11 protein-coding genes are annotated in these 13,253 nt (G+C 31.0%); 4 read left to right on the forward strand and 7 right to left on the reverse strand.

Features of this window, described 5'->3' with window-relative positions; all coding sequences use genetic code 11:
• Positions 1 to 7: 7 nt before the first annotated feature.
• Both EV697_RS04525 and EV697_RS04530 read right to left on the reverse strand, forming a co-directional pair.
• Positions 8 to 610, reverse strand: coding sequence for a hypothetical protein (locus EV697_RS04525; RefSeq protein WP_236824080.1), 603 nt, complete (start codon positions 608 to 610; stop codon positions 8 to 10).
• A 302-nt stretch (positions 611 to 912) separates the two neighbouring features.
• Complete coding sequence (locus tag EV697_RS04530) at positions 913 to 1,452, reverse strand: hypothetical protein (RefSeq protein ID WP_132023075.1); 540 nt, start codon at positions 1,450 to 1,452, stop codon at positions 913 to 915.
• A gap of 189 nt (positions 1,453 to 1,641) precedes the next feature.
• Here EV697_RS04530 and tilS point away from each other — a divergent pair, with 189 nt between their 5' ends.
• Both tilS and EV697_RS04540 read left to right on the forward strand, forming a co-directional pair.
• Positions 1,642 to 2,934 (forward strand): tRNA lysidine(34) synthetase TilS, encoded by a 1,293-nt coding sequence (gene tilS, locus EV697_RS04535; protein WP_132023077.1) that lies wholly within the window; start codon positions 1,642 to 1,644, stop codon positions 2,932 to 2,934.
• A gap of 112 nt (positions 2,935 to 3,046) precedes the next feature.
• Positions 3,047 to 5,080: a YdgA family protein gene (locus EV697_RS04540; protein ID WP_132023079.1), complete on the forward strand. Its 2,034-nt coding sequence runs from the start codon at positions 3,047 to 3,049 to the stop codon at positions 5,078 to 5,080.
• 46 nt (positions 5,081 to 5,126) lie between these two features.
• On the opposite strand, the gene EV697_RS04545 is transcribed toward EV697_RS04540, so the two are convergent.
• Positions 5,127 to 6,653, reverse strand: coding sequence for a peptide ABC transporter substrate-binding protein (locus EV697_RS04545; RefSeq protein WP_165906468.1), 1,527 nt, complete (start codon positions 6,651 to 6,653; stop codon positions 5,127 to 5,129).
• Between the two features lie 147 nt (positions 6,654 to 6,800).
• On the reverse strand, positions 6,801 to 7,196 hold the full coding sequence (locus EV697_RS04550) for a YbaN family protein (RefSeq protein WP_132023083.1): 396 nt from the start codon (positions 7,194 to 7,196) through the stop codon (positions 6,801 to 6,803).
• Between the two features lie 145 nt (positions 7,197 to 7,341).
• On the opposite strand from EV697_RS04550, the gene prlC reads away from it, so the two are divergent.
• Positions 7,342 to 9,384: an oligopeptidase A gene (prlC, locus tag EV697_RS04555; RefSeq protein WP_132023085.1), complete on the forward strand. Its 2,043-nt coding sequence runs from the start codon at positions 7,342 to 7,344 to the stop codon at positions 9,382 to 9,384.
• A gap of 138 nt (positions 9,385 to 9,522) precedes the next feature.
• On the opposite strand, the gene degS is transcribed toward prlC, so the two are convergent.
• The 3 genes from degS to nrdR are packed head-to-tail and all read right to left on the reverse strand — an operon-like array spanning position 9,523 to position 12,132.
• Complete coding sequence (degS, locus tag EV697_RS04560) at positions 9,523 to 10,551, reverse strand: outer membrane-stress sensor serine endopeptidase DegS (protein WP_132023087.1); 1,029 nt, start codon at positions 10,549 to 10,551, stop codon at positions 9,523 to 9,525.
• Positions 10,552 to 10,555: 4 nt separating this feature from the next.
• Complete coding sequence (gene ribD / locus EV697_RS04565; protein WP_132023089.1) at positions 10,556 to 11,680, reverse strand: bifunctional diaminohydroxyphosphoribosylaminopyrimidine deaminase/5-amino-6-(5-phosphoribosylamino)uracil reductase RibD; 1,125 nt, start codon at positions 11,678 to 11,680, stop codon at positions 10,556 to 10,558.
• The gene (gene nrdR, locus EV697_RS04570; protein WP_132023091.1) at positions 11,680 to 12,132 is read right to left on the reverse strand and encodes a transcriptional regulator NrdR; all 453 of its coding nucleotides are present in this window, start codon (positions 12,130 to 12,132) and stop codon (positions 11,680 to 11,682) included. Before nrdR ends, ribD begins: the two co-directional genes overlap by 1 nt.
• Positions 12,133 to 12,322: 190 nt before the next feature.
• Between nrdR and tehB the strand changes: the two genes are divergently transcribed.
• Positions 12,323 to 13,183, forward strand: coding sequence for an SAM-dependent methyltransferase TehB (gene tehB, locus EV697_RS04575; protein WP_132023093.1), 861 nt, complete (start codon positions 12,323 to 12,325; stop codon positions 13,181 to 13,183).
• Positions 13,184 to 13,253: the final 70 nt, after the last annotated feature.

A 13,253-nucleotide genomic window follows, 5' to 3' on the forward strand; every position in this document is an offset into this window, starting at 1 on the left:
GACTCTCCTAGTTAAAAGTATAATTTTGACGTAAATATTCTCTTAATTTATTATAGTTACTATCTTCCTTTGCAATTCCGCCTACAGAATTTCCTCCTCCAGCAAGATAATTTGGGTATGCTCCAGAAGCATCTTCAGAAATAGCAATAGTCTTATGAATAATCGGATCATAATAAAGTCTATAATCTGTTCCCAATGTCCAAAAATAAGGAAGTTCTCGATATTTTTTGTTACGGTAGTGAATAATTCGAGTTTTTTTATCAATATAGCTTGCTTTATATTTTATGCCATTAAATTCAATAAATTCAGGAAAAATAATATCCATATCCTCTCCTTTTATCAGATCATCCCATTCTAAAGTAGAATTTGGATCGGCAATGGTAGTAATACCACGCAATTTACGCCATTCTTCTGGCTTCACATAAATTTGAATGCCTTTATCACCTATCATCATTTGACGGATTGGGGTGGTGATTTCTGCGGTTATCCAACGCATGAAGGGCATGGCCATAAAGAAAAGGATTACAAAAAGACACATACAACAAGGGAAATGAAATCCCGTGTCAGAATTGGGATTGGTAGTTGAGCAAGATTTATCATCACATTTCATTTATGATTCTCCTGAGATAAATTTAAAAAATAAGAGCCAAACTAACAAAATTTGATTATTTGTCAAATAATTAATGTTAACAATCTAATTTATCTCAGTAATTTTAAATAAAAAAACTAAAAATAAAGCACTAACTGCGGTATTTTTTTGAAGAGTTTTTAATCAATAAAGTTAATATAAGCTGCTGAAGCCAATAATGCGTTATTTGTACCACTCATAAAGTTCCCCTAATTAAAAATTATAATTTTGATTTAAATATGTTTTAAATTTTATATAATTACTTCCATTTGAATGAACACCACCTATAGTTTCCCCCCCCCTGCGAGAGGGGTTGGATATTCTCCAAAAGCATCTTCAGAAGAAGCAATTATTTTATGAATAATAGGATCATAAAATAATCTATAAGATGTACCTAAAGTCCAAAAGTAAGGAAGTTCATTATATTTTGTGGCATAATACAAAATGACACGTGTTTTTTTATCAATATAATTTGCCTCATATTTTATCCCCTCAACTTCAATAAATTTAGGAAAAGAAACATCATCATATTCTCCTCCTTCCCAACCAAGATAATAAAAATTATCAAGAGGACCTTCTATTTTAGGAGGGATGGTAGTAATACCACGTAATTCACGCCATTCTTCTGGTTTGAGATAAATTTGAATGCCTTTATCCCCTATCATCATTTGCCGTATCGGCGTGGTGATTTCTGCGGTGATCCATTGCATAAAAGGCATGGTCATAAAGAAAAGGATTACAAAAAGACACATACAACAAGGGAAATGAAAGCCTGTATCAGACTTAGACTTAGTAGTAGAACAAGATTTATCATCACATTTCATTTATGATTCTCCTAAATATTAGAATAGCAAAAAACTAAATTAATGAGCTTTGATACATTAGCATATTTAATTAATGTGAAGCATAATGCAACATTATGAAATATATTACAATTATTTTCACAAAACCTGTGCAATCTTCTTTTAATATCGTTAAACTATTCTCCATTGAATTAATTACTTATTAATCCCATGTTATTTGAAAATTTTTGCAAACAAATTAACCAATATTATCCAAACCAAAATACTTTTCTTGTTGCGTTTAGTGGTGGGCTAGATTCGACAGTTTTACTATCTCTTTTTGCAAAACTTCGTGAAAAACAACCGCACTTTCAAATTAGGGCAATTCACATTCATCACGGTCTAAGTAAAAATGCAGATTATTGGCAACAACATTGCTCAGCAATATGCGAGCACTTAAAGATTGCCTTTATTACTGAAAATGTGAATATTGATTTTAAAAATGGCTTAGAATCAGGCGCAAGAGAAGCTCGTTATTTCACTATTAAAGATCACTTAAACAAAAAGGAAGTTTTGGTTACTGCTCATCATCAACAAGATCAAGTAGAAACATTTTTCTTAGCATTAAAACGAGGTAGTGGCTTGCAAGGACTTTCGGCAATGCAATCCACGAGTATGCTGTTTGATATGCCAATTTTTAGGCCCCTACTCCCCTTTACTCGTCAACAATTAGAAACTTATGCCGAGCAAGAAAAATTAGTTTGGATTGAAGATGAGAGTAATCAAGATAATCAATATGATCGAAACTTTTTACGCAATCAAATCTTACCTGAATTACGTCAACGCTGGGGGCATTTTGATGAAGCGGTACAACGTTCTGCACAACATTGTTTTGAACAACAAACTCTTATTAATGAATTATTAGCGGAAGATTTTCAAAAAAACTTTAATAAAAATGACCGCACTTTTTCCATTGAAAATTTTAAAGATTATTCTCTTATTAAACAAAAAGCATTGTTGCGTTTATGGTTCGCTGAATTTAATTTAGCAATGCCCTCTGTTATTCAACTACAACAAATAATTCAAGATGTAATTTTATCTGATAATAGCCGAGTCCCTATTTTTCAACTTGGTAATAAATTTATTAGACGTTATCAAAATTATCTTTATTTAACTGAAAAATTTGCGGATCTAAGCAAACTTAAAATTGATATACAAAAAAATCAATCTATTGAATTACCTGATAATTTAGGTAAATTTAACTTATTATTACAGAAAGATTATTTATTAGTACAATGGAATGAATATCAAGTAAAACTACCTTTTACTAATTTACCAATACAAATTCGTTTTCAGTATTCTGGAAAAGTGAGATTAAAAAATGGTATTAATGAAGATATTAAAAAATGCTGGCAAAGGGCAAATGTGCCAGTGTGGGAAAGAAAACGTACTCCGCTTATTTTTTATGGGGAAACATTTATAAGTGCGGTAGGTTTTTTCAATAATTTTGTAGAAAATAAATAATAAATATTTAAAAACATATTTTCTAAAATTACGATTAAAGTTTATTTGTAGTGATAGTCTGAATTTGCTATATTCTAGTGGCAATTATCTTTTATTCTAGGGAATTAATAAAATGAACAAAAAAACAAAAATAACCTTAAGACTAACAGCGATCGCTATTGCTTTAGGTATTGGCGCTCAATTTTATACTAACTATAAAATTGATCAGACATTACAGCATTTCCCTTATCATTTAAGAGATCAATTAACTTTAAACATTACTCAAAAAAATAAAAACTTTTTCCAAAGAGAACTTTCTTTTATTTTAGCTGATGCAAAAGCAGATAAAACAGAGATTATTACGACAAAACTTACTGCTTTTCCCTTTGCTATTACAGCTGATTTTCAATTACCAACTAAACTAGTTAAAGAAATAAATAAAAAACTTAATATTACAATTGATAAAAATACAATAAATAGTAAATTTTCAGTTATTGGAGACTATTTACAATCAAATATTATTACCGAATTTAGAGATTTTACGAATAATCCCCAATCGTTTGAAATGAATCTCAATTTTGCATCCAAAACGCAATTTATGGATATCAATGCATCATTAACAGGTTTAAAATATGACGAACAAAATGAAATTAAAAATTTAAAAACAGATCTAACCCTTATACCAATAGGACAAAGTAAATACGATCTTTCTGAGTTAAACATCAATGTTGATAAAGCTAATATTTACCTATTTGATGGTGAAAATACCCATATCACATTAGATAATATTGCCTATGATATGGATAAAAAATTATCTCCAGAGGTCTATGATTTATCAGGAAAACTAACTATTGGTCGGAGTGAAGTATCCTCTAAAAATCCTGATAACCCTGATAATAAAACCTTTATTGCAAATGGTATTACCACAGAATTAACCTTAGCTGAAGTGCCTAATCGTTTAGTTTTTTCAGATATCAAACATTATTTAAATACAGAAAATCTAAATTATGCAGAAGCTGGTAGTTTATTATTAAACCTATTACTTGAAAGTAAAAACACTCATTTTGGTATCTCAAGTACAGAAACGATTTTCCCGCAACAAAATAGTTCACTAAAAAATATTGATTTAAAACTCAATGCAACACAAAACGAAAATAATAAATTCCAATTAGAAACTTCTTTTAATTTCGATAATTTAGATGTCGTGGAAAATAATAAAACAACAATTAATAAATTTGAGCATCATAGTCAGGCTAATTCAATTAATTTCAAAAATTATGTTGAATTTATTCAATTCTTACTTAAGGATAAGCAAAATAATCCTGCAGGAACTGAGATTAAACAACTCTCAGAAAAATTGAATAAATTTTTAGAAAATTATCCTGAAGAAATAAATAGCCAGATGAAGATTGGAACATTTTCAAACGAAGAAATTCAATTCGATCATCTGACAATTAATTCAAAAGAATCACTTACTCCTGATGACCAATATAATTGGGCTTCACAAATTGCCCTTGAAAAATTTGTTTATCCACAAGAACGACTATCAATCAGTGATGTAACATTGAATTTACCTATAGAATTAACACAATATAAATCCCTTGTTTTAAGTTATCTATATTCTTATGCACTTGGTTATGATATAGAAATAGATAAAAAAATAAAAGATAGTTTCAAAAAATTTACATTGAATATTAATAATGCCGAATTATCGCTTAATCTGGGTTCAACAGAAAGTAAGCTATTAGGAAGAATAACGAATAAATTTAATTTGAATTTACCATTACCAGAAAAAGAAGACAAGCTATTATCAACTAATAATTACAGCTTAATAGCACAATATTTAGATAAAATTAATTTTGAAAATACGTTCACCATTGAAAAATCTTTAGTGGATAACCAAGATGAAAGTTTATCACAAAGCTTATTATGGCAAGAAATACTTCAAACAATTAAACCTTTTGGAGAATTAAATCCCTATTTTGTTGAAGATGAAAAAAATTATATTTTCAATATTAAACAAAAAAACAATCAACGTTGGTTTAATGGCAAAACGGAGCAACAACTCATTCAAGATCTATTACAACAAGAACTCCCTGCAGAAGAAAATAATACACTTGATGTAGTTCCAGAAACAGTAGAACCTACAACGATGGAAAAAGAATAAAGCATAAGCCCTAAAATAAATCTCTATTTTAGGGCTTATTTACTATTTAACGCCTTGTCTGAGTTTCTAATTTTCGATACAAGTCTTTGCTATATATCACGCCTGTATCATTCTCATCATTAATGCCGAGCACTGATGAATGCCAGTAATAAGGTATGGTATATTGGAAAATAGGTAAAATAACTACATCTTTTTGTAGCTCATCGACAATTTGTTGATAAAGTGCGGTACGTTTTTCTGGAGAAATAATCTTGATACTTTCATCTAATAATTCGTCTACTCTTGGATTATTATAACCCACTTGATTATCTGCACTATGAGAATGAAACTGGTTTAAAAAAGCAGATGGCTCTTTGTAATCACTACACCAACCAGCTCGAATAAGATCAAAATCGCCAGTAGCCCTTCTTTTTAATAATTCATCATAACTCACTTGAGCCGTATCTATTCTTAATAAGTCAGACTGAGACCACATTTGCGTCAAACGTTTTGCAATATCAGAATGTATTTCACCATTATCATAAACAAGTTTAAAACGAAGTGGTACTTTTTCTGTGATGTTCGCCTCTTTTAATAATTTCTCTACTAATACATAAGACCAAGCCGCTTGGCTTTCTTGTTGCAAAGAACGAGGTAAAATAGAATTAAGTGGCAACATATGATTAGGTGTAATATTTTTATTTGAAATCATTGCCTTTAATGCCTGACGAATGGCTAAATGTTGTAGTTGTTGATGAGAAAAATTAAAGGTATAAAAATAAAGGCACTGTTTTGGTAAAAAATGAATATCTGTTTGGTCTTTATATTTAGGATTTATCCATAAATCAATATTATTAATATTCTTTTCGTCTGTAATTTTTTTATAATCGACAAAATTGAATGAGACATTTTGTTTATCCCAATAATAAGAATTTTTAATTAAATGAACCAAATCATTTTCCTGATTTAATACTTGGTAAGCCCCATTCCCAATAGTTCCTTGCTGTTCACCAAAATACTGTGGCAATAAACTTGAATGTACTAACATTTCAGGTAAATAAGGTGTTGCTTTATCTAATTCAATTAACAATATTCTCTTATCTATTGCAGAGATACCTAAAGGCTCTGTTAATGTCGTATTTTCAATAACCAGCTTAGCATTCTTTATGTTCATAAATGCTAAATAATTTTTTAAAGGTGAGTTTGATAATGCTAATTTTTGCCAACTTTTTACAAAATCCTCTGCAGTAACAGGCTCACCATTAGACCATTTTGCATTTTCACGTAGAATAAATACCCAGTTTTTATTGTCTTCAGTTTGCCAACTTTCCGCTACCGCAGGAACAATATTTCCGTTTGTATCATACCCTACCAATCCTTCAAAAATATCTCTTAAAAATGCACTTTGATTTTGATTTTCTAGTAATTCTGGTCGATTTACTAAGTCTCCATAGACTGCACGTATTAATACTTCACGACTTCGAGATGTAGGTGGGTTATTAGCAAATTTTGGTATATTAGTTTCAGAATACTGTTGATTTGATGAATGATTAACTGGAGAATTATGTTGTTTTTGATCACAAGAAAAAAGCATAAAAAACGTACTATAAAATAGTATTTTTATAATAGAAACTTGTTTTATAAAAAATTTAGGGTATGCCATAACACATTATTAATAATAAAGATAAGTGCCATTATACACAAATCCCAAATAATAATCTGAAATTTAACTTGAAATAAATTAATCTATAATGGATATAGATTGCTCATTAGTCGGTTCTTCTATGGTTTTAATCCAGAAGAAAAAGGCTATATATTTCATTATTAACACAATAACAATAATGGATTTACCGATTATACTTGGGGTAAAAATAAATCCCATCGTCAGTGTTATTGTTGCAAACAATAAAATCCAAAATTTTGCTTTTTTAGTTAAACCTCGTTGTTCTTTAAAACTCTTTAGATGCTTTTTATAAATATTTGTTTGAATAAACCAGTTATGTACTCTATCAGAACCTTTAGCAAAGAAGAATAAGGTAAGAAGTAAAAAAGGTGTTGCAGGCATAAGCGGTAAAATAATACCTAAAATACCTAAACCAAGAAAAATAAATCCTAAAACAATATAAACAATCTTCATCAACACACCTTAAAATAAAAATAATTATCAATTATCCTTGTTTTTTTAGAATTTTCAACTTGAAATATCAAAATTCCCCCTCATTTTATTAGAATACATTTTTATGCTTATAATAATAGGCTATACATTATATTAAGGAACTTTTATGTCTAATCCGTTATTAGTACAAACAGAATTACCACAATTTTCAAAAATAAAGCCAGAACATATCAAGCCAGCGGTAGAGCAATTAATTATAGATTGCCGTAAAACGATTGAAACAGTATTAGAACAGCCAATACTCACTTGGGATAATTTTATTGTTCCGTTAACTGAGGTAAGTGATAAATTAGGTAAGGCTTGGTCACCAGTAGGACACTTAAATGCAGTAAAAAATAGTCCTGAATTACGTGATGTTTATCAATCTTGCCTACCCTTGTTATCAGAATACAGTACTTGGATTGGACAACATAAAGGATTATACGAAGGCTATTTACAACTTAAAAATAGTGCTGAATTTTCTAACTATAGTGTCGCTCAAAAGAAAGCGATTGAAAATGCGCTTCGCGATTTTCAACTCTCAGGTATTTCACTACCAGAACAACAACAAAAACGCTACGGAGAAATCTCAGCTAGACTTTCTGAGTTAAGTTCTCAATTTAGCAACAATGTACTTGATGCGACAATGGGTTGGGAAAAAATAATTGAAGATAAAGAACAATTAAAAGGATTGCCTGAAAGTGCATTACAAGCAGCAAAACAATCAGCAGAAAGTAAGGGGCTACAAGGTTATCGTTTCACTTTAGAATTTCCAAGCTATTTACCTGTAATGACTTATTGTGAAAATCAAGCATTACGAGCAGAAATGTATGAGGCGTTTGCAACTAGAGCTTCTGATAAAGGTCCTAATGCAGGGAAATGGGATAATAGTGCGATTATGCAAGAAATTCTTACACTACGCCTAGAACTCGCCAAATTATTAGGATTCAATGATTATACAGAATTATCACTTTCCACTAAAATGGCAGAAAACCCGCAACAAGTATTAGATTTCTTAGATAATTTAGCAAAACGTTCCAAAGCACAAGGTGAACGTGAATTAGACGAATTAAAAACATTTTGTGAAAAAGAATTTAATGTAACTCAGTTAGCCCCTTGGGATATTAGTTTTTATAGTGAAAAGCAAAAACAGCATTTATATGCAATCAATGATGAAGAATTACGTCCTTATTTCCCTGAAAATCGTGTTATCTCTGGTTTATTTGAACTTATTAAACGCATTTTTAATATTCGTGCCGTTGAACGCTTTGGGGTAGATACTTGGCATAAAGATGTACGTTTCTTTGATTTAATTGATAGCAAAAATAATATTCGTGGTAGCTTTTATTTAGATCTTTATGCTCGTGAAAATAAACGTGGTGGAGCATGGATGGATGACTGTGTCGGTAGAAAAATTAAAGCTGACGGAACAATACAAACACCAGTAGCCTACTTAACTTGTAATTTTAATGCACCTATTGGTGATAAACCTGCATTATTTACTCACGATGAAGTTACGACCCTATTCCACGAGTTTGGGCATGGGATTCATCATATGCTCACACAAATTGATGTTAGTGATGTAGCAGGTATTAATGGTGTACCTTGGGATGCGGTAGAATTACCAAGTCAATTTTTAGAAAATTGGTGCTGGGAAGAAGAAGCTCTTGCATTTATTTCAGGACATTATGAAACGGGTGAACCATTACCAAAAGAAAAACTAACACAATTGCTAAAAGCTAAAAACTATCAAGCAGCAATGTTTGTATTACGTCAATTAGAATTTGGTTTATTTGATTTCCGTTTACATCATACATTTGATCCTGAAAAAGAAAACCAAATTTTAGATACTTTAAAACAAGTGAAAGATGACGTATCTGTCATAAAAGGGGTTGATTGGGCAAGAATACCCCATAGTTTTAGTCATATCTTTGCTGGTGGTTATGCTGCTGGTTATTATAGCTATCTATGGGCTGAAGTGCTTTCTGCAGATGCTTTCTCTCGGTTTGAAGAAGAAGGAATTTTCAATCCAGTTACAGGACAATCTTATCTTGATGAAATACTTACCCGTGGTGGTTCAGAAGAACCGATGGAATTATTTAAACGCTTTAGAGGTAGAGAACCAAGATTAGATGCTTTACTAAGACATAAAGGGATTTTGGTTAACTAATAGTTAAAAGCAAATAAAAAGTCAATCATATTCTTAAATGATTGACTTTTCTTTTATACATATAAATTATAAGATTTTACTTTAACGGAAATAGTAATTTTAATCACTTTACAATTAATTGATTGTAATTGCCGTTAATTAACTCTGAATAATATATTCTTGAATAGTTACAGGCAGTTTTATCGTTTTTCCCATTCGTAATATAACTACTTCTATTGTTGTTCCCGGCTTAGTATTTAAAATCGCTTTCATCATTTGTACTGGCGAGGTTGCTTTTGTATTATTAAATTCAATAATAATATCACCCGCTTCTATACCTGCATTATCAGCAGGACTTCCTGCTTGTACATTACTGATTAAAATACCTTTATTTGAGATACCTTGACCATTGTTAAATAACACATCACTTTGTACACCAAGATAACCACGAATCACACGACCATCTTGAATGATTTTTCTCATTATGTCATTAGCTAATTCAATAGGAATTGCAAAACTTAACCCTTCTGCAATCTCGGTAGAATCTTTCCCAATACTTAAGGTACTAATTCCTATGAGCTCACCTTTTGAATTAATTAATGCTCCACCTGAATTACCTTTGTTAATTGAGGCGTCAGTTTGAATAAAGTTTTGTCTTCCTATATAGTCGCCTACCGCATTTCTTCCTAAAGCACTAATAATTCCCTGTGAAACACTTTGTCCCAAGTTATAAGGGTTACCAATAGCTAATACAACATCACCAACATGGGAGTATCTATTCTTTTTCTGTGGTATGGTAGATAAATTATTTGCTTTAATTTTTAATACTGCTAAATCTGTTAAGCTATCAGAACCGACTAAATCAGCCTCATAAATATGCCCATTTTGTAAAGCTACAACAATTTGATCTGCATCTTGAATCACATGTTTATTTGTCAAGATATACCCATCTTCTGACATAATTACCCCTGAACCTAAATTATTTACTTTGGTCTGGTAATTACTATTTGCAGTGGTAAAGGATTGGTTATATACATTGACAACAGCAGGAGACGCTTTTTGCACAGCTGTTCGATATGAGATTACCCCATCATCAAATAAAGTATGATTAATTTGTGGTAATATATATAAAATAATAGCTGCCGTAGCTAATCCAATTAATGCGGAATGAAGCAGTTTTTTTAACATATCATTATCCCTTACGATGATAGATTATTTTTATATCTGATGATAATTGCATTAATTTTTCTAATTGCCATTCTGGTGCATCAGCTAATTTTGTTAGCTGTGGTAAATAACACAAGCCTTTTGCATTAGAACCTAATAGTTTAGGGGCAATATAAACAATTAACTCATCAACTAAATATTCATTAATTAATGCCCCTGCAAGTGTTGCCCCAGCTTCAACCCAGATACTATTAATTTGTCTTTTTGCTAATTCGATTAATAATGTTTGCAAATAACTGGCTGAATTTTCTACGTTAAGCTGAATATGTTTGCAAAAATCAGGAAAACCTGCAAGCTCTCTTTCCTTTTCACTAACAAGCCATACTGGCGAATTAATTTGAAATAATTTGTGTGTAGGCAAAACTTGATGGTGATTATCTAAGATAATACGAACTGGCTGTCTTAACGTTTCTTTTGGATAATCTTGTTGTAACTGTTCAGAAAATTGTTCCCAACGAATATTTAAGAGAGGATCGTCTGCTAATATAGTTTGGCTTGTTGATAAAATAGCTGAACTTTTGGCTCTTTCTTGTTGTACATCTTGGCGAGATAATTCATTAGTAATCCATTTACTTTCACCACTTGCCATTGCAGTTTTACCGTCAAGGCTCATTGCCATTTTTAGTTGCACAAAAGGTTTGCCTGTTCGCATTCTTGTTAGAAAACCTTTATTCAATAATTCAGCTTGATCGGCTAATAATCCTACTTTCGTTTCAACGCCTACATCGGAAAGCATTTTTAATCCTTTACCTGCTACAGTAGGATTAGGATCTGCCATAGCTGCAATAACTTTACCTATTCCCGCATCAATTAATCCTTTAGCACAAGGGGGGGTTCGTCCATAATGTGAGCAAGGTTCTAAGGTAACATAAGCAGTAGCACCTTTAGCATTCTCTCCTGCTTCTCGTAATGCCATAACTTCCGCATGTGCTTCACCCGCTTTAAAATGAAAGCCTTTACCCACAATATTACCATTTTTTACAATAACACAGCCAACGGCGGGATTAGGTGCGGTAGTAAATTGCCCTTTTTTTGCTAACTCAATAGCAAGCTGCATAAACTGTTTATCTTGTGCTGTAAATTGTTGCATTAAGAATCCTTTAATTTTTCAATTTCCGCACTAAACTGATTAATATCATCAAAACTTAAATAAACTGAAGCAAAGCGAATGTACGCTACTTTATCTAAAGTTTTTAATTCTTCCATTACCAGTTTACCCACTTCTTTACTTGCTATTTCACGCTCTCCTGTCGCTCGTAATTTATAGATAATATGGTTAATTGATCTTTCTATATCATCAGAACTAACAGGACACTTTTCTAGTGCATGTAAAATACCATGACGTAATTTGTTTTCATCAAATGGTTGTCTTGACCCATCATTTTTTATCACTTTGGGAAGTAATAATTCTGCCGCTTCAAAAGTAGTAAACCGTTCATGGCATACGCCACATTCTCGACGGCGGCGGACTTGATAACCATCAGCGATTAACCGACTATCAATGACTTTTGTTTCTTCGGTTAAACAAAAAGGACAACGCATATTTTTACCTAATTTACTCTATAAGAAGATTTACTCATTTTAACAAAGTTTACATAAGTTTACGATTGATTTATAAAATTGAAAATACCCACTTAACAATTAAAATCTGAAAGATTCAAAAATATAACTATTGCACATCAAATAAAATTAACCTACTATTACAGTCAAGTATTTTACTTGGAGAAAAATAATGAAAAATCAGCTAATTTGTTATAAAAAAATGCCTATTTGGACAGCGACGACCCTCCCTAAAATGTTTCAAGAAAAACATAATACAAAATCAGGAACTTGGGCGAAATTAACTGTACTAAAAGGAAAAATTAAATTTTATGTTCTCAATGAAAATGGGGATGTATTAGAAGAACATTTATTTACTAGTGAAAAACAAGCAGACTTTGTTCCACCACAGTTATGGCATCGTGTAGAAGCAATTTCAGATGATTTAGAATGTTATCTTGAATTCTATTGCACTAAGGCTGATTATTTTAATAAAAAATATAATCTCACTGCGACACATTCTGAAGTAAAAGAAGCCGTCAAATTAATTAATCCTTGTAAAACTTTAGATCTTGGCTGTGGACAAGGGCGTAATGCTTTATATTTGAGTTCTCTTGGTTACGATGTTACAGCTTGGGATCACAACGAGCAGAGCATTTCATTTCTCAATGAAATAATGAATAAAGAAAATCTTAAAATTAATACCGCACTTTATGATATTAATTCTGCTAACATTCAGGAAAATTATGATTTTATTTTATCTACTGTTGTTTTTATGTTTCTAAATAGACAAGCTATTCCTAATATTATTAAAAATATACAACAACATACTAATAGTGGTGGTTATAACCTTATCGTAGCCGCAATGGATACAAAAGATTTTCCTTGTAGCGTTCCTTTTTCTTTTACCTTTAAAGAAAATGAATTAAAAGAATATTATCAAGACTGGGAATTTATAAAGTATAGTGAAGATATTGGTGAATTACATAAAACAGATGTGAATGGTAATCGTATCAAGTTAAAATTTGTTACAATGCTTGCTAAGAAAAAATAATCAATTTACTTTATAAAAAAATCCCTTTAGTAATACACTTAAAGGGATTTTCTATAAGCAATAATCTTTA

The organism is Bisgaardia hudsonensis, assembly GCF_004345785.1.
In the GTDB taxonomy this organism is placed as follows: domain Bacteria; phylum Pseudomonadota; class Gammaproteobacteria; order Enterobacterales; family Pasteurellaceae; genus Bisgaardia; species Bisgaardia hudsonensis.

Coding starts and splice junctions, on each gene's coding strand:
- prlC (WP_132023085.1), top strand. CDS start 7,342: ATGTCTAATCCGTTATTAGTACAAACAGAATTACCACAATTTTCAAAA.
- ribD (WP_132023089.1), bottom strand. CDS start 11,680: ATGCAACAATTTACAGCACAAGATAAACAGTTTATGCAGCTTGCTATT.
- EV697_RS04530 (WP_132023075.1), bottom strand. CDS start 1,452: ATGAAATGTGATGATAAATCTTGTTCTACTACTAAGTCTAAGTCTGAT.
- tehB (WP_132023093.1), top strand. CDS start 12,323: ATGAAAAATCAGCTAATTTGTTATAAAAAAATGCCTATTTGGACAGCG.
- EV697_RS04550 (WP_132023083.1), bottom strand. CDS start 7,196: ATGAAGATTGTTTATATTGTTTTAGGATTTATTTTTCTTGGTTTAGGT.
- EV697_RS04545 (WP_165906468.1), bottom strand. CDS start 6,653: ATGCTTTTTTCTTGTGATCAAAAACAACATAATTCTCCAGTTAATCAT.
- EV697_RS04540 (WP_132023079.1), top strand. CDS start 3,047: ATGAACAAAAAAACAAAAATAACCTTAAGACTAACAGCGATCGCTATT.
- degS (WP_132023087.1), bottom strand. CDS start 10,551: ATGTTAAAAAAACTGCTTCATTCCGCATTAATTGGATTAGCTACGGCA.
- tilS (WP_132023077.1), top strand. CDS start 1,642: ATGTTATTTGAAAATTTTTGCAAACAAATTAACCAATATTATCCAAAC.
- EV697_RS04525 (WP_236824080.1), bottom strand. CDS start 610: ATGAAATGTGATGATAAATCTTGCTCAACTACCAATCCCAATTCTGAC.
- nrdR (WP_132023091.1), bottom strand. CDS start 12,132: ATGCGTTGTCCTTTTTGTTTAACCGAAGAAACAAAAGTCATTGATAGT.